The organism is Propionispira raffinosivorans DSM 20765, assembly GCF_000381065.1.
Lineage (GTDB): Bacteria > Bacillota > Negativicutes > Selenomonadales > Selenomonadaceae > Propionispira > Propionispira raffinosivorans.
In genome coordinates this window covers 1-17,507 of the sequence record NZ_KB905882.1, presented here as the reverse complement: position 1 = coordinate 17,507, position 17,507 = coordinate 1, and the positions used below count along the sequence as shown (strand labels likewise).

The following is a 17,507-nucleotide window of genomic DNA, read 5'->3' as shown; positions in this document are numbered from 1 at the left end:
TGGTATGAGCAGCTTGGCGGTGATAGCAGCCCTTTGGCTGACGCCATTCTGGACCGCATCGTCCATGATGCATATAAAATCAATATCGAAAGCTTGGATCCCTCGAAAGATATTTCTATGAGAGAGATTTATGGCTTGGATAAAGATTTAACAGAGTAATCTTCGGTATCGGCTCCCGCGGCTCCGGACAGGCGGCTCACACCGCTAGAACATCGGTTTCCTGTTCCGGACAAGCGGTTTCCGCTTCTCCGGAACCACGGTACTGCCGTACCGTAATATACAAGGATATCACCACCTTTTAGAACTATATATTCTCTTTATTGTAAGAACATCCCTTTTTTAAAAAGAATATGAAGTTACAAAGATTCATGATAACGAGAAGCAGGCGGATAAAAAAATTCTATTTAATTGCAGACAAGAAAAGACCTCTAATCATTTTTGGATGAGAGGTCTTTTCTTTAAATGATATACTATTATCCCGGAAGAAGAAACACTTAAAATGTCATAATTTATTATACTTATACAGGACAACATAAGTACGAAGTGAACCGAAATAAATGTGTGACGTTTACACTTTAAATTTGCGTACAATAGTTTGCAAGTCTTCCGCCATTTTTGCTAAATGTGTGCTTGCACTAGCGATTTCTTCCATTGAAGCAGATTGCTCTTCTGTTGCCGCTGAAATTGTTTGTGTTTCACTAGCGGCTTTACGGGATTCTTTATCTATATTGTTTGATGATTCAACAACACGCTTTGTTCCAGCATCCAATTGAGTCGTTGAAGCTGTAATTTCTTCGATGCCATTTCCTATTTCTGTAATCATAGTAAAGATATTGTTAAATTTCTCGCCTGCACTATTAGCAAAATCCTCGCCAGATTGAACCTCTTTTTTATTTTCATTCATATATGAAACAGCTTTTTCTGTGTTTATTTGAACATTTTTTATTAAATCTACAATTTCTTTTGTAGATTGAGCAGATTGTTCTGCTAATTTTCTGACTTCTTCGGCAACAACAGAAAAGCCTCGTCCAGCATCGCCAGCTCGTGCTGCTTCTATAGCGGCATTTAAAGCTAAAAGGTTTGTTTGATCGGCGATAGAGGAAATTATACCTATGATTTTATCAATCTCTTTCGAATATTGGCTTAAAGAATGAATGACTTCTGCAGCATTTTCAGTTTTTTCACCAATACGTGCCATTTGTTCTATCGTTGTTTTAATAGCCTTTGTTCCTTCAAGTGCTGTATCAGAAGTTCTTTTACCAGAGTCATTGACTGTCTGTATATTTTTAGTTACCGTATTAATCCCCTGAATCATTTCACTAACAACCGAAGCTGTATGTTCAATAAGTTTGAGTTGTTTCGTACTACTATCAGCTACATGTGTCGTTGATTCTGCTACCTGTGTAGCCGCCTGAGAAGATTGTTCTGCACTTGCTGTAAGTTGTTGTGAAGAAGAAGCCATTTGTTCAGCCGCAGCTAAAATTTGTTGAATTAATTTTCTTATGCTACGAGTCATTTTATCCACGGACTGAGATAATATACCAAATTCGCTTCTATCTTGCATGCTTTTTTCTGAAATGTTATTTGAAAAATTTCCATCAGCAAGATGTGTCAAGAAATTTACAGTCATTTTTAATCTGTTTCCTATTTGCTTAACCGTTAATATACCTATACTTAAACCTAATAAGATGGCAATTAAGGTAATTATACTAGATGTCCATACTGATTTTACTATTTCGGTCTTACCGAATTCATTCATTTCAGCGGCGCCTTGATCCGAATCATTTGCAATTTTATCTCCAGCAACTAAAATATTTTTCAATAATGGTGCTGCTTCTTGTTTTGATAAAGCATATGCTTCTTGATTTTTATTTTGTGTTGCTAGGTCGATTATCCGATTGTTAACAGCACGGTATTTTTGTACAGAATCTTTTAGGGCATTTATATCACTAATTTGCGCAGAGGTCAATGGCAGCTGTTCATAGGTTGCAATATTTTCATCTAGTTCTTTTCTTATTTCAGCGAGATCCGTTTTGAGTCTTTGGGTTTCGCTAGATTCAGTTGAAATTATTAAAGCATATATGGTTTCTACAGTTTGATGTAATAATACTTTATCTTTATAAGCCAATTGAATTTGTTTCACATTCGTTGTGTAAAGTTGATCCATTCGAGAGCTGCTTTGCTTTAATTCTAAGTTATTCGCTACTGAGACACCAATAATGGCAAAAACAAATACAGCAATTAAAAGCGTCAATTTTTGTTTAACTTGTAAGTTATTAAACCAATCCATATTAATAAGTACCTCCTCGAATTTCGAAATAGTATATATTTTATAACATATAATACGTATTTTTTTTATTATATGTTCCATTTTTGAACAAGACTATAAAGATCTCAATAATATAAGCCATGTCTCTCTGCAGAAACATGGCTTATTGGTCCTAGTTGTAATATTCATTACGCGTAGGCTCGTTCAAACCCAATAATGTAATGCTCCACATAAACCGCCAATTTAATACGAAATAAATGCCTTTTTTTTATTTGCAATATACATAATATTTATGATGTATATTGGGATGAGGTAGTATCCGTGTTGTGTATGAAAAGTAATTAAGTATAGGACTATTATACCATATTTTATGATTTGTGTAATATATTGTACAATATTATATTATAAAAATTTTATGGGCAATTATATTTGTTATAGATAGACCAGCCCTTTCATAAAATGAATTTTTATAGGCAAAAAGGTATCTCTTGTGCTGGGGCAGTAGTTCCAACATAAGAGATACCTTGAATTTATGATGCTGTAAAATTTTCAAGACCAAATGAAGCGGGTTTTGTCGGCGTTTACTCAATAAAGAGGGGTTTGCGAATTTGTAGGGAAAATATATTTATGCTTAGTTTGTTTAATTTTAAGATATATGGTTGGATTGATAGTAAATTGTTGTTCGGAAAAAGGAATCATTGCCAGCCCCCTATATATTGAAGGAGGTTCATATGTTAGAAAAAATCATTTCATTTTGTCAGGGATTAGCAGCAAAATTTATTGCAAGCAGTAAACGGTTCCCTGTGACCATATTGCTATCAACTGCTATTGCCGTTATTCTCGGTGTGGAACAACATATGCTCAGTACATTAACAGAAGAAAACAGGAGTTTACTGCAACATCTTTGTATGATTTTAGGACTAGCGATTCCTGTGTCATTAAGTATCAAAGTTTTTTTTGAAAGAAGACCATCCTTAAGCAATAGTAAAAAGTATCTGATCTATGGAATCGCAATAGGTGGATTATGGCTTTACTACGTATTTTTTCTGGCAGATCTGCAAATCATATCGTGGATTCGATATACAGCGGTTACGATTTCGTTTTATTGTATGTTTCTTCTCATACCTTATTTCTACAAAAAAGACAACTACGAGCTCTATATTGTTCATTTAGTAACAAGATTTTTTGTTACCTATTTATATTCTGTAATCTTGTATGCAGGGCTTGCAGCTATACTAGAAATGATACACGTACTCTTTTTAATTACGGTTTCTTTTGAAGCTTATTTTGATATTGGTCTGATTATAACTGGAATTTTTGCTCCTGTATTTTTCTTGGGGGATATACCAAAACAGGATAAGGAACTTTCCCTTTCTTCATATCCTAAAGTTCTAAAAGTATTATTACTTTACATCATAATGCCCTTAGTTGTGGCATATTCCACTACATTGTATATTTATTTTGCTAAAATACTGATTCAGATGGAATGGCCGACAGGAATCGTCACAAATCTTGTGATATGGTATTCCTTACTTAGTATTACTGTTATGTTTGCTATTTATCCACTGCGTCATACGAGTTCTTGGGCAAATAAATTTATCAAAGTATTCCCCATCGTGGTATTGCCCTTATTGGCAATGATGTTTTTGTCGTTAGGCATGCGAGTTAATGCCTATGGCATTACGGAAAATCGTTACTTTGTTTTTCTTACGGGGCTTTGGCTGGTAAGTAGTATGATATATTACATTACACATAAAACTCCTAGAAATATTGTCTTACCCATTTCGTTAGCGATTTTATCATTGCTGTCGGTTATGGGACCGTGGAGTTGTTTTTCGGTTTCTACAACGAGTCAAAGTATGAGACTTGAAAAAATTATTAGTAAATATGATGTGATAGAAAACGGTAAAATCAGTAAAATAAATCCAGACATTACTGCAGACGATAAAAAGGAAATTACGAATATTCTTTATTATTTTAACAGCTATCATAAGTTGGATGAAGTGAAAATTCTTCCGCAAAATTTCAAAATAGGCGAACTTAAAACAGTATTTGGATTTTCACCAACTGATAATAATGGTCTTAATGGAAACTCAACGAAATATTTTAATCATGTCATGAAAGAACAAGAAAAAGTCGCAAGTATCAAGGGGTTTGACTATTTATTCGAGCTATCCACAATAAATAGTCAAATAGAGAAACCGGAAATACCCATTTCTGTTGTGTGTACAGGGAAAGACAGTGAAGTTAAGATCCTAGAAAACGGCCAAGTTATTTACGCCAAAAAGATCAATGATATTGCGCAGAAAATACATACTGCGAATCAAACCAATTCTGTAAGAAAAACAGAAGATATGATGGTTACAGATGAAAATGAAAATGTAAAAGTCATTTATTTTGTCAAAAGCATTTCTGGGACCGATGATGAAGGTGTAATTAATACTCAATCACTGGATTGTTCCTTGTTGGTCAAAATGAAGAATCATTGAAAATTCCTACAAACTTCAAAGGATTGTGAGCTTTAAAATATCATTTTTAGGTGATTGTCGTGAAAGTAGGGCTCAGAGGATTTTCTTTATGTCTAACCTTGAAATAACGAAATTTGTTTTTAGTTTTAAAGATGAATCTGTAATGTGAGATTATAGAAAAACAGCCGAAGACCAACGGTTCTATCGTTGATTTTCGGCTGTTTTGTCGTCAAATGGTAGTATAAAAGAAGACAATTTCTGAATAAGAGTATAATGAATCTGCTATACTAAAATATTATAGAAAGAGGGTTTGTTATATGTCACATAAAAGAAAAAATTCTCGGCTAAATTAAAATCAGATTTGAGTTTATCGACCATATCCACACTGATAATCCTGCAGGGGTGCTTACGAAATACCATCACAGCTCAAGATGGATATCATATTGGTCGAAAAAAGGCACGGTGCTATATTTTGAAAGATAACTATATTATTCAACGCATGGATGGTAAAAGTCGCGGGGAAGATAACATTATGATTGAACATGCTTCTTACGTTAAAGTATGAACCGGATTATCTAACTATACTAAAAATATAACCCCATGGGATGAAGATTCCTTATCTTTCCTGTGGGGTATATTTTAGTTTAATTCCTGCTTACATTTTATACATTACAAAATGCGAATATATTGTATCTTTACATTTTGTATAAGATGTTAAATAGCAAACGTAATAACGCGATATGGATCTGATAAAAAACTCAGAAAAGTATGGCATACATCTTGCTTACTATAATATAGAGGAGGAGATATGTTTATGGAGATGCAGAATAAGATCATTAATATCATCAACACAGAAAATAAAAAAAATCCTTTAACAGATATGGAAATTGCCAAATATTTAAATACGACACGAGAAAATATTACAAATATCAGAAAAGAATTAAATATTCTTAATTCTCGGCAGCGAAGGTATCCTTATTTAAAATCAGCAATTTTAGCCATTGAGAAAAATGCTAAAACAATCAATATTGCTGATATAACAAGAGCGTTATTAGAACAGGGCTTTACTATATCACGGCGGGTTGTAGAAGAGGTTTTGTCAAAAGAAGAAACAACTTTTGATGTGGCTGTAGAGAATCATGCCATGAAAGATCCTTTTACAGATTTAATTGGGTATAAGGGCAGCTTGAAAAATTCAATTGAGCAGGCAAAATCAGCAATATTGTATCCGCCCAAAGGTTTGCCGACCTTGATTGTTGGCGAAAGCGGTGTGGGGAAAAGTTTATTTTCAAAAAAAATGTATCAATTTGCTGAGCAGGAAAGTATTTTACGGACTCATGCTGAGTTTGTTGTATTTAATTGTGCGGATTATGCGGATAATCCGCAATTGTTATTGTCACTTCTATTTGGTTATAAAAAGGGAGCTTTTACGGGCGCTGTAAATGACAGCCCCGGTTTGGTGGAACAAGCTGATGGTGGCATGCTGTTTTTAGACGAAATTCACCGTTTGCCACCAAAAGGACAGGAAATATTGTTTTCTATTTTAGATCGAGGCAGTTTTAGGCGGTTAGGCGAAAGCAGCGGTGAACGGAAAGTAAGTATTATGTTAGTTGGTGCTACAACTGAAAATATAGAAACAAATTTATTGCTTACCTTTCGTCGCCGCATACCAATGGTGATTTATTTGCCTTCGTTGCGTGAACGATTTTTAAAAGAAAAAGTTGACTTAATATATCGAATTTTCCAACAAGAATGCAATCGGATCAATTGTAAAATTTTTGTAGATAAAAATGTGGTTGAAATTTTGGCACTTAATAAATTTAATGGCAATATTGGGGAACTACAGAATATGATTCAAGTGCTCTGTGCCAGATCTTTTCTGAAAGTCATGCACAACAAGGCAGATCGTCTAGTTTCGATCGATGTGAATGAAATTTTAAAACTGATTGATTCAGTCGATGAAAAAACTTTGATGGATGAAAACCATTCGGAAATTAGAAAATATTTAAATAATTTAATGCTGATTCCTTTTAAGCCTGACAATCTGGCTGCCTCGGTTCCTATAGAAGAGCAAGATCCTGATGTACAAGATATGTATCAGAGTATCGAAGCAAAATACGATGAACTCAAAATATTGAATTTATCGGAAGGCGAAATAGAAAATATTCTCTGGGCATTTGTTATAAATCGCTTTACAAGTTTAAATGTAAATGATATTAGACAGACAGATCTTTTTTCAATGAATGATTTATGCAGTTTCGTCAGTGAAACGGTTATGTCTGAAGTGAAGTTTTTGATGCAAGAGCTTATTGAAAAAGAAGCAGGACTCCAAATCAATCGCAGTGCGTTTAAATATTTGGCAATTCATCTGGAAGAGGCTATAAAGAGGATACGTTTGAATCAGAAAATCATTAATATTCATCTTGATAAGATTAAACGTGAGTTTGCTGCGGAATATGCGATTGCTTTAGCCGCTGCCAAGCGCCTGGAACAGCAAGAAAATATTAATATTCCCGAAGATGAGGTTGCGTTTATTGCCTTATATATCAAATCTGCTTTTAATTATGAAACTTTAAAAAATAGAATTGGCTTAATTATGATTTCGCATGGTTATATTGCCAGTGAAACGGTAAAGGTTATTAAAGATCTGCTCGGAACGAATTTCCCTATTGCGCTTGATATGCCATTAACGGAAAAACCAATCAATATTTATAATAAAGCGATTGAACTGGCTAAGGTTATCGATCAGGGACGTGGGGTTTTGTTCTTAGTAGATATGGGATCTTTGAGCAATATTGGTGATATCGTTTACGAGCAGACTCATATCAAGACAAAGACTCTAAATCGAGTTGATCTTGTTTTGGGGCTTGAAGCTACGCGGCGGGTATCTTTAGGTGAAGATACTTTAGATGAAATCTATTTTTACTTAAAAAAAGATAAGTTGGGCGATTTGTACTTTACTGAAAAAGAAAATAGTCATAAAGCAAATTTGATTATTGCAATGTGTCTGACTGGCGAAGGCAATGCAAAACATATTGGTGAGGTGATTAAAAAAGAGTATACGCATATTCCTTGTTATGTTATGAGTGCCCTTGATGAAAATTTGCTTAATGAAATAACCGATTTTCAGAAAGAACATAATGTATTAATTGTCGGGACGATGAATCCGAAAATTGCCGGGACTACTTTTATTAATTATGATAAAAATCTATTGAAAAACATTGAACTTTATTTTGAAACAAGGCATGAATCAGAACTTACGAAATATGAACGCAATATAACTCGTGATTTTATGTTATTTGAGCCTGCTATTTACTTTAAAAATGAAATTTTAGAATATATTTGTTCTTTGCTGATTAATAAAGGGTATGTTGAAAAAGAATATTTACAGTCGGTACTTGATCGAGAAGCTTTATTGCCTACTTTTAGTGAGGGAAATACAGCAGTACCGCATGGTAATTCAATTGCGGTGAACCGCACGAGTTTTGTTTTTGTGAAGTTGAAAAATCCGATTGACTGGGGCGTCGGAAATGTTAATTTTATCTTTATGCCAGTTTTTAAATCAAATGATCAGGAAGTTGTAAAAAATATGCTGCAAATTTTACGTGATCATGAATTTATGGTCAAGATTAAAAGTTGTACAAATCAAGATGATTTTCAAAATATTATTTTAGATAAAATTGCACAATTAGAATAAGCTGCTGTCATAAAGCAGGAATTTGAGACTGTTACATAATGTTTAGGCAAAACTTTCAAATGTATTTTTGTTTGCGAATTGTGGAATGGTTGGAGAAAAGCCTTTAGAATGCAGGCTTTTTAGGAAAAACAATTGATCTTTTTTTGTTGGCACGAAACTTGCTTTAGTATTAAGTGACAGGTTAACTCAGAGAGTTGATAGAGAGGAGGCAATATAATGGATTTAGATTTGATTGCATTAAACGTTGAAGCAGAAGATCCCAAAAGTGTCATTCGGGAATTGGGCACACGAATGCTCGCCAAAAATTATGTCAAAGATACGTACATTGATGCAGTGTTAGAAAGAGAAAGTAAATTACCGACAGGGTTGGATTTAGGAGAATTTTGTGTAGCAATTCCGCACACAAACACAGAACATGTAAATATATCTAACTTTGCGATCGGAATTCTAAAAAATCCAGTCGAATTTCATTCGATGAGTGAACCGACAAAAACACTAAAAATTGGTTTGGTTTTTTTACTGGCGGTGAAAGATCCGGCTTCACAAGTGGGGTTGTTGGGAAACTTAATGAAAATATTTCAAAATGTAGAACTAATGAAGAATATTAGAAATGCAACAACCAAAAAAGAAGTCGACAATTTATTGGATTTTATCAAAGTTTAAACGTAAAGGGGCAATGTTTTCATGAAAAGAGTTAATATTTTATCTGTATGTGGTTCAGGAACAGTAACATCTTCTATGGTAGCAGGCAAATTGAAAGAATATCTAAGTGATAAAGGGTACCATGTTGAAACAGTAGAAGCAAGACCGACAGAAGCGATGAACTTAGCCCAGTCAGGTAAGTTCGACCTGCTTACTTTTACCAGTCCGCTGCCGCAGGGGGATTATGAAATTCCAGTAATCAATGCGTTTGCTTGTTTGACCGGCATCGGAGAAGATGAATTTTTGGATGAAGTAACGAAAGTCGTTGAGGGTTTGAAAAAATAACTTTTTGTATTAAAAAAATTACTAGAGGAGAGGACTGTTAGATTTTGGATATATTAAAAGAGATTATTGATTCATTAGGAGCAGCCGTAGTAGTACCAATTGTTATTTTCATTATTGCTAAAGTGTTTAAAGTTACAACTAAAAAATCTTTTTTAGCAGCTATGTATGCAGGTGTAGGTTTGGCTGGATTTATGTTATTGATCAATGCATTTACACCTATTATTAGTCCAGTTATCCAAAGAATGGTTAATAATACGGGTGTTAATCTTCCTGTATTTGATGTAGGCTGGCAGGCTACCGCTTTGGTTGCCTATTCGACGGATGCCGGAATGATTTATCTGGGGATAGGAATTGTGTTGCAGACCGTTTTATTCTTGATTAAATGGACGGACGTGTTCCAACCATCTGATTTGTGGAATAATTATTCTTATATGGTGTGGGGAGCCATGGTTACTACTGTTACAGGCAGCTTTGCTTTAGGGATTTCCTGTATGATATTGATGAATTTATATAGCTTATTGATTTCCGAATTGCTGGCTAAAAGATGGTCAAAATACTATAACTATCCGAATTGTACGATTATAGCAATGCACAATGTAGAGCCTTCTATTTTTGCTATTGTTATAGAACCAATTTATAATTTTTTTGGGCTTAACAAAATCAAATTAAACCCACAGACAGTACAAGAAAAATTTGGCTTCTTAGGTGAACCGATGACTTTGGGTCTCGTTTTAGGGATGCTGATTGGTATTATTGGGAATATGGATCGTATTACGACTATTATGGCATGGGGCGAAATTTTTAAAGTAGGTATTTCAACGAGTGCAGTAATGGCTATTTTCCCAAAAGTTGCAGCTGTATTTTCCCAGGCTTTTGCTGCGATTACAGAAGCTGCACGTAAAATGATGTCGAAACAAACAGATCGTGAATGGTATATTGCTGTGAATGATGCCTGTGGTTATGGTGAACCGGCAACACTTACGTGTGGTTTGATCTTGATTCCAATTATGGTATTCATTGCAGTTGTTTTACCGGGAAACCAGACACTTCCGGTTGTGGATTTGCTTGCCATACCGTATATGGTACAAGGACTGGTAGCTGTACACAATGGCAATATTGTTAAAATTGTTATTTCCGGTGTGATTTGGTTTAGTCTAGGGCTTTTGGTTTGTACTGCGACAGCACCGCTGTTTACTAGTATTGCAACTACGGTTGGTGTAGCGATTCCGGTAACTGCTATGCTGATTACCAGCTTTAATATTTTAGGTAAACCATTGATGTCATTAGTATTTTTTGCCTTTCTGTCAGGAAGTCCGCTTTGGATTGGGGTAGCAGTCGTAATTTATTTTGCGGGTTTTGCTTTCTATAAACTGAACAAGCAAAAAATTACGGATTATATAGATCTACAGGCGGCTAAGAACGCTTAAAAATATATGGAGGAATATAAAATGGATTGGAATCGTTATTTGAATAAAGAAATTGAATGTTCCTGCGGCAGGAAACATATTTGCGATATCAAGCACGTTGCTATAGGTGTTGATGTCATGGAATCTTTGACAGAGTACATCAAAGAAAAAGGTTATCAACATGTGGCAGTCGTTGTTGATAAAAACACAGAAAAAGCAGCTGGACAGATGGTATATGCTGTTTTAGAAAAAGGCGAAATCTTTTTTGACAAAATCAGACTAGAAGCCGACGAAATCATCCCGGATGAAATTACGTTAGGCAATCTTATTGCTGATATAACGTCGGCAACAGATTTGATTATAGCCGTAGGTTCAGGAACGATCAATGATTCCTGTCGGTTCATTTCTCACAAGATGAAAATTGATTATTTCATTATTGGGACAGCACCATCTATGGATGGGTATGCTTCGGATGTTACACCAATGCTGATTCATAATTTAAAAACAACTTATGAAAAAATGGGCCATGCTAAAGCGATTCTTGGTGATGTGGATGTTTTGTCAAAAGCACCTATGCATCTGATTACGGCTGGTGTCGGCGATGTTTTTGGCAAATATATCTGCCTTACGGAATGGAAACTGTCTCATTTGATTACGGGAGAATATTATTGTGAGTTTGTTGATGGTATTATGCAGGATGCCTTAAAAGCCCTGGAAACATCGATTGATGGGATTCCTTCACGCAATAAAAAAGCGATGGGAGCTATTATGGAAGGGCTGGTACTTGCCGGAGTAGGGATGAGTTATGTAGGCAATTCCAGACCTGCATCGGGAAGTGAACATCATTTAGCACATTATTGGGAGATGATGTTTTTACAAAGTGGTCAAGAGGACCCGTTGCATGGAACAAAAGTCGGTGTCGGTACGGTTATTGCATTATTACTTTATCAATATGCAAAAAAAATATTGGCAAGTGGCAAAGCTTTTCCACAGCCTTCCTTTGATGAACAGACCTGGAAAAAATCCATCAAAAAAGCCTATGGAATATCTGCTCCTGGGGTTTTGTCTTTAGAAGAAAATGTACACAAAAATAGTGATGTCGCAGTAGCTAAACGATTAGCCGTATTGCAGCAGCATCGAGAAGATTTTATAAAATTAGCGAATGCCTTACCAGCACCGGAACAAATCATTGCTGCTATGAAAAAAATACAGGCACCATACTTGCCAAAAGAGCTTGGTGTAACATCTGAATTGCTAAGAAATAGTATTGTTTATGCCAAAGAACTACGAAATCGTTATGGAATATTACAGTTATTGTTTGATATGGGCGAGTTGGAAAATGCCGCGGACTGCGTATGCAAACAGATTGAACAATATAAATAAGGAATACTAAAATGGTGAATATATTACAGCTTACTCTAGTTTTGAGCTGTAATATATTTTTACCAAAAAAACTTCTTTCGAGGAAGGACAGTAGTATGATAAAAATTATTGTTGTCGGCGATGCTTTGGTGAGTAGTGAAAATATGGAAAAAGCAGCGTATATGCTTCATTTAAATGATGAGATTAAAGTTGAAAAATTTGAATGGTTTTCCGAATTGAGTAAAGATGAATTTCAAAAGAAAATTTTATTAATTGAACGTAGTGGTTCAGAAAATATACCGATTCCTGATGGGATTTTGGAGCTCCTTCCAGATGCTGACTATCTATTGGTACATCTTGCACCAGTTTCCCAAACCATGATTCGTGCCGGGACCAATTTAAAAATGATTGGGGTTAGTCGTGGCGGCTTGGAAAATATTAATATACAAGAAGCAGCTAAACATAATATACCGGTAATACATGTAATCAGAAATGCTGTACCGGTAGCAGAATTTACGTTGGGTCTAATACTGGCAGAAACACGAAATATTGCGAAATCCCATTATTCTATAAAAACTGGCGGGTGGGAAAAAGAATTTAGCAACGCGTTTTATAAAACAACATTATCCAACCTGAAAGTAGGTTTGGTAGGTTTGGGCAATATAGGTAAATTGTTAGTTGAATATTTACAGGCGCTCAACATAGAAGTACAAGCCTATGATCCATTTGTCAGTGAAGAAGAATTGATGAGAGAAAATATTACAGTCAAAAAAGTATCTCTACAGGAAATATTTGAGAACAGTGATATTGTATCTTTGCATACACGTCTGACGGAAGAAACTACAGGAATGATAAATAAGGATTTACTTTTTTTGATGAAGAAAAATGCTTATTTAATTAATACGGCGCGAGCTAAGTTAATAAATAAAGCGGATTTACTGGAAGTGCTGCAAAACAAAAAAATTGCCGGAGCCGCATTGGATGTTTTTTGGACAGAACCAATTCCGGTAAATGATCCTTTCCTAAAATTGGATAATGTTACACTGACTGCGCATATTGCTGGAGATACAGTGGATGCTATAGCACGTTCACCATATTTGTTAAAAAATGTTATGAATGATTATTTTGCTGCCGGATTCAGTAAAATGATCATTCATTAGAAATGATCTAAGGAGGCTGGAGTATGCTAGAAGAATTAAAAAAAATAGTATATAAAGCGAATGAAATGCTGCCACAATATAAAATGGTTACCTTTACGTGGGGGAATGTTTCGGGGATTGATCGAGATAAAAATTTAGTTGTAATTAAACCTTCGGGAGTTCCATATGAAGACATGACAGTCGACGATATGGTAGTAGTTGATATGGAAGGCAATATTATAGAAGGAAATAAGGCCCCTTCATCGGATACACCAACACATTTGGAATTATACAAAGCTTGTCGAGATATAGGTGGGATCGTGCATACGCATTCACGTTATGCAACATCATGGGCACAGGCTTGCCGCAGCATACCTGCATTGGGAACAACACATGCAGATGATTTTTATGGGGAAATACCTTGTACACGGGCAATGACAGACGATGAAATAAACAGGGAATATGAAAAAGAAACAGGGAAAGTCATTATTGAAACATTTCGGAAAAAAAAGATACAGATGAAAGATGTTCCAGGCGTTTTGGTTTACTCGCATGGACCGTTTGCGTGGGGAAACGATCCGCTGGCAGCTGTTAAAAAAGCGGTAATCTTAGAAGAAATTGCGTTTATGGCCGAAAATACGCTGTTGATTAATTCACAGGTTCAAGCGATGCAGCCTGTTTTATTGGAGAAACATTATTTTAGAAAACATGGCAAAAATGCATATTATGGTCAGGGTTGATTCGTATTTTATAAGGAGAGGTGTTTTTCTTGGATATATTAAAAGCAGATTTTATAAAAGGTTTTATTCGGTTAACAGAGGATGGTTTTCAAAAAGGCTGGCATGAGAGAAATGGCGGAAATTTAAGTTATCGTATTAGTATAGAAGAGATTGATTCTGTAAAAGAAAATCTAAAGGGAAATCACCAATGGACGCGGATTGGGGTTGCTGTCCCAGAATTGGCTGGCGAATATTTCCTAGTGACCGGCAGCGGAAAGTATATGCGTAATGTTATTTTGGCACCACAAGATAATATTGCAATCATAAAAATAGATGATCAAGGCTTAAAATATGATGTTGTTTGGGGGTTAAAAAACGGAGGTGTTCCAACCAGTGAACTTTCAACACATTTAGCGAATCACAGTATAAAAAAACAATTGAGTAAGGGAAAAAATCGTGTTATATATCATGCACACACACCCAATTTAATGGCATTAACATTTGTTTTACCGTTGGAAGATAAAGTATTTACGCGGGAATTATGGGAAATGGCCACGGAAAATTCCATTGTATTTCACCAGGGAATCGGTGTATTGCCTTGGATGATCGCTGGCAGCGCTGATATTGCCGAAGCAACAGCTAGTTTAATGAAAAAATATGATGCTGTTGTTTGGGCCTATCATGGGTTGTTTGTTGCTGGTAACAGTTTGGATGAAGCTTTTGGTCTGATGGACACAATAGAAAAAGCGGCGGAGATCTATAGCCGGGTAATGTCTATGGGGGGCAAGAAACATACCATTACCAAAGAAAATTTATTAAACTTGGCGGAAAGTTTTTCACGGAAGCTGCCAACAGAATTTTTGGATTAGTCTAAATCTGTGTAGAAGGGGTTTCAAAATAAATCTCATAAATTTTAGCTTTGTTAAAAAAGAAAAGGAGCTTAAAATCCATGGTATCTTTGGGTGAAATACGTTGTTTTTTATTGGATATGGATGGTACGATTAATCTTGGTGATACTTTGCTGCCAGGAGCAATGGAGTTTATGTCGTATCTTCGGTCGAGTGGTCGTCAGTTTTTGTTTTTGACCAATAATTCATCGCAGGACGGTGCTCATTATGTAAATAAAATGCAAAATCTGGGCATACGTTGTAACCGGGAAAATGTACTGACATCGGGTGATGCGACGATCAGTTATCTGTCGGCCTTAAGACCGCAGGCACGCATCTATCTGCTAGGTACATCAGCATTAGAAAAAGATTTTAGGGATCATGGGTTTGTTTTGACAGACGAAAATCCAGAGTTCGTGGTACTCGGGTTTGACACCACTTTAACTTATCAAAAATTGGTTAAAGCATGCGACTTTATCCGTGATGGAGCGATTTATATCGCGACCCATCCTGATATTAATTGTCCGGTGACAGGTGGTTATATTCCTGATACTGGATCCATGATTGAATTTATCAAAGCATCGACGGGAAAAGTTCCTAAAGTCATTGGTAAACCCAACAAAGAAATTATTGAAAGTGCCTTTAGAAAAATCCCTGGAGTATCCAAAACTGAAATGGCTATTGTCGGTGACCGTGTTTATACGGATATTCGTACCGGTGAAAATGCGGGGATTGCTTCTGTTTTAGTTTTGTCGGGGGAATCCACAGAAGCAGATTTGCAGAAATATGGTGTTACAGCCACGCTGGTATTACCCGGGGTGAGTGATATTTACAGAGAATTGAAAAAATATGATATAAATAAAAAATAAGTTTTGTATACAAGCGAGGCATATTGTTTACAAAACTTATTACATAAAGAAGGCGTAATGGTGATGGAAAAAGCGACAGTACTTGTAATTGGCGGTGGCGCCACAGGCGTTGGCATCTTGCGTGACTTAGCAATGCGTGGGGTTGATGTCATGCTGCTTGAAATGCGTGACATGGTACATGGAACGAGTTCTCGTTATCATGGTCTATTGCATAGCGGTGGACGTTATGCTGTTAAAGATGCAGATGCTGGACGTGAATGTATTGAAGAAAATACGATTTTACGTAAAATAGGCAGGCATTGTGTGGAAGCTACCGAAGGATATTTTGTTCGCTTGCCAGAAGATGATCCGGCCTATGAAAAAGAATGGGTTGAAGCCTGTAAAAAGATCAATTTGCCGGCAATCCAGATCGATCCTGCGGAAGCTTGGCATTTGGAACCAAACTTAACCCATCGTGCCCAGGCTGTATACCGTGTGCCGGATGCAGCCATTGATGGATTTCGTATGGCTTGGCAAAATATTGATTCTGCGAAACGATATGGCGGCAGAGTAAAAACGTATACCGAAGTTGTTAAGATTCATTCTGTAAACGGACAAGTAAGCACGGTTACCGTTCGTGACTATTTCACAAAACAACAATATGATATTGCCTGCGAATTTGTTGTGAATGCAGCGGGTCCATGGGCGGGGCAGGTAGCATCTTGTGCGAATATTCCGGTCCATGTGCAGCCGGATCGAGGCACATTGGTTGCATTTAATCATCGTTTAACCAGCCGTGTTATTAACCGTTTACACAAATCATCCGATGGAGACATCTTTGTTCCCCATGGATCGATTACGATTTTAGGAACGACCTCAACCACCGTGAACAGCCCGGACGATACACAGCCGTTGACATCCGAAGTAGAATACCTGCTTGGTATTGGTGAACTTACAATTGAAAATCTTCGTGGTTTTCGTATATTACGGGCATTTTGCGGTTCACGTCCGCTTTATACGGCGGATCCAAATGCAACCGGTCGTGGCGTATCACGCGGGTTTGTAATTTTGGATCATGCGAATGATGGACTTCAAGGGTTTGCCAGTATATGCGGTGGTAAATTCACCACATACCGCCTGATGGCAGAACATATGACGGATCTTGTCTGCAAAAAGCTGGACAATACGACACCTTGCCGTACGGCGATTGAACCACTAGTCGAAGATGTATCACCAGAAATTCTAGCGAAGGCACGTCAATATTTTCCTGCCTATGGAGTTTCACTGGCCTCCTCAAGATTGGGTGAAGATACATTAAAGAAAGTCATTGCCCGGATGCAAGCCGATCCAACCAAACGTGAACTTGCCTGTGAATGCGAAAATGTTACCCTGGCAGAAATAGAAGAAGTTGCAGAACTTCCGACAAGTCATACATTAAGTGATATCCGCCGACAAACAAGAATGGGCATGGGAACTTGTCAGGGGGCGTTTTGTACATTCCGTAGTATGGGACTCGTCTTACAAGATGACATAATTCCACAACATGATACCGTACAAGAAATGAAGGATTTCCTGCAGGCTCGTTATAAAGGCCTTTCACCCGTACTTTGGGGCAGTACACTGCGAGAAATGGAATTGACAAGAGGAATATATGAAAGTGTATTCAATCTAAATGGAGCGATGTCTGATGAAAAAAAATGATGTACTTGTAATTGGCGGGGGATT

The 17,507-nt window shown here is 36.4% G+C and carries 12 protein-coding genes; 11 read left to right on the top strand and 1 reads right to left on the bottom strand.

Features of this window, described 5'->3' with window-relative positions:
• Positions 1–568 precede the first annotated feature (568 nt).
• Positions 569–2,290 (bottom strand): methyl-accepting chemotaxis protein, encoded by a 1,722-nt coding sequence (locus F606_RS0119565; protein WP_019555580.1) that lies wholly within the window; start codon positions 2,288–2,290, stop codon positions 569–571.
• A 710-nt stretch (positions 2,291–3,000) separates the two neighbouring features.
• Between F606_RS0119565 and F606_RS0119555 the strand changes: the two genes are divergently transcribed.
• From F606_RS0119555 to glpA, 11 genes are all read left to right on the top strand, one after another.
• A complete protein-coding gene (locus tag F606_RS0119555) occupies positions 3,001–4,758 on the top strand; it encodes a DUF4153 domain-containing protein (RefSeq protein ID WP_019555578.1) in 1,758 nt (585 codons plus the stop codon).
• Between the two features lie 793 nt (positions 4,759–5,551).
• Entirely contained in the window at positions 5,552–8,434 is a 2,883-nt protein-coding gene (locus F606_RS0119550) for a sigma 54-interacting transcriptional regulator (protein ID WP_019555577.1), read from the top strand.
• A 216-nt stretch (positions 8,435–8,650) separates the two neighbouring features.
• On the top strand, positions 8,651–9,097 hold the full coding sequence (locus F606_RS0119545) for a PTS sugar transporter subunit IIA (protein WP_019555576.1): 447 nt from the start codon (positions 8,651–8,653) through the stop codon (positions 9,095–9,097).
• A gap of 21 nt (positions 9,098–9,118) precedes the next feature.
• Positions 9,119–9,421, top strand: coding sequence for a PTS sugar transporter subunit IIB (locus tag F606_RS0119540; protein WP_019555575.1), 303 nt, complete (start codon positions 9,119–9,121; stop codon positions 9,419–9,421).
• 44 nt (positions 9,422–9,465) lie between these two features.
• The gene (locus F606_RS0119535; RefSeq protein WP_019555574.1) at positions 9,466–10,848 is read left to right on the top strand and encodes a PTS galactitol transporter subunit IIC; all 1,383 of its coding nucleotides are present in this window, start codon (positions 9,466–9,468) and stop codon (positions 10,846–10,848) included.
• Positions 10,849–10,869: 21 nt separating this feature from the next.
• Positions 10,870–12,210 carry a sn-glycerol-1-phosphate dehydrogenase gene (locus F606_RS0119530; protein ID WP_019555573.1) on the top strand — a complete coding sequence of 447 codons (1,341 nt, stop codon included), beginning with the start codon at positions 10,870–10,872 and terminating at the stop codon, positions 12,208–12,210.
• Between the two features lie 95 nt (positions 12,211–12,305).
• Positions 12,306–13,349 (top strand): 2-hydroxyacid dehydrogenase, encoded by a 1,044-nt coding sequence (locus tag F606_RS0119525; protein WP_019555572.1) that lies wholly within the window; start codon positions 12,306–12,308, stop codon positions 13,347–13,349.
• A 23-nt stretch (positions 13,350–13,372) separates the two neighbouring features.
• Entirely contained in the window at positions 13,373–14,068 is a 696-nt protein-coding gene (locus F606_RS0119520; RefSeq protein WP_019555571.1) for an L-ribulose-5-phosphate 4-epimerase, read from the top strand.
• 29 nt (positions 14,069–14,097) lie between these two features.
• The gene (gene rhaD, locus F606_RS0119515) at positions 14,098–14,916 is read left to right on the top strand and encodes a rhamnulose-1-phosphate aldolase (protein WP_019555570.1); all 819 of its coding nucleotides are present in this window, start codon (positions 14,098–14,100) and stop codon (positions 14,914–14,916) included.
• A gap of 80 nt (positions 14,917–14,996) precedes the next feature.
• A complete protein-coding gene (locus F606_RS0119510) occupies positions 14,997–15,803 on the top strand; it encodes an HAD-IIA family hydrolase (protein ID WP_019555569.1) in 807 nt (268 codons plus the stop codon).
• A 63-nt stretch (positions 15,804–15,866) separates the two neighbouring features.
• Positions 15,867–17,483 (top strand): anaerobic glycerol-3-phosphate dehydrogenase subunit GlpA, encoded by a 1,617-nt coding sequence (glpA, locus tag F606_RS0119505; protein ID WP_019555568.1) that lies wholly within the window; start codon positions 15,867–15,869, stop codon positions 17,481–17,483.
• The last annotated feature ends 24 nt before the right edge of the window (positions 17,484–17,507 follow it).

Excerpts from the sequence above, each read along its gene's own strand:
- F606_RS0119555 (WP_019555578.1), top strand. The coding sequence starts at position 3,001 with ATGTTAGAAAAAATCATTTCATTTTGTCAGGGATTAGCAGCAAAATTT.
- F606_RS0119530 (WP_019555573.1), top strand. The coding sequence starts at position 10,870 with ATGGATTGGAATCGTTATTTGAATAAAGAAATTGAATGTTCCTGCGGC.
- F606_RS0119520 (WP_019555571.1), top strand. The coding sequence starts at position 13,373 with ATGCTAGAAGAATTAAAAAAAATAGTATATAAAGCGAATGAAATGCTG.
- F606_RS0119545 (WP_019555576.1), top strand. The coding sequence starts at position 8,651 with ATGGATTTAGATTTGATTGCATTAAACGTTGAAGCAGAAGATCCCAAA.
- glpA (WP_019555568.1), top strand. The coding sequence starts at position 15,867 with ATGGAAAAAGCGACAGTACTTGTAATTGGCGGTGGCGCCACAGGCGTT.
- F606_RS0119510 (WP_019555569.1), top strand. The coding sequence starts at position 14,997 with ATGGTATCTTTGGGTGAAATACGTTGTTTTTTATTGGATATGGATGGT.
- F606_RS0119565 (WP_019555580.1), bottom strand. The coding sequence starts at position 2,290 with ATGGATTGGTTTAATAACTTACAAGTTAAACAAAAATTGACGCTTTTA.
- F606_RS0119525 (WP_019555572.1), top strand. The coding sequence starts at position 12,306 with ATGATAAAAATTATTGTTGTCGGCGATGCTTTGGTGAGTAGTGAAAAT.
- F606_RS0119540 (WP_019555575.1), top strand. The coding sequence starts at position 9,119 with ATGAAAAGAGTTAATATTTTATCTGTATGTGGTTCAGGAACAGTAACA.
- F606_RS0119550 (WP_019555577.1), top strand. The coding sequence starts at position 5,552 with ATGGAGATGCAGAATAAGATCATTAATATCATCAACACAGAAAATAAA.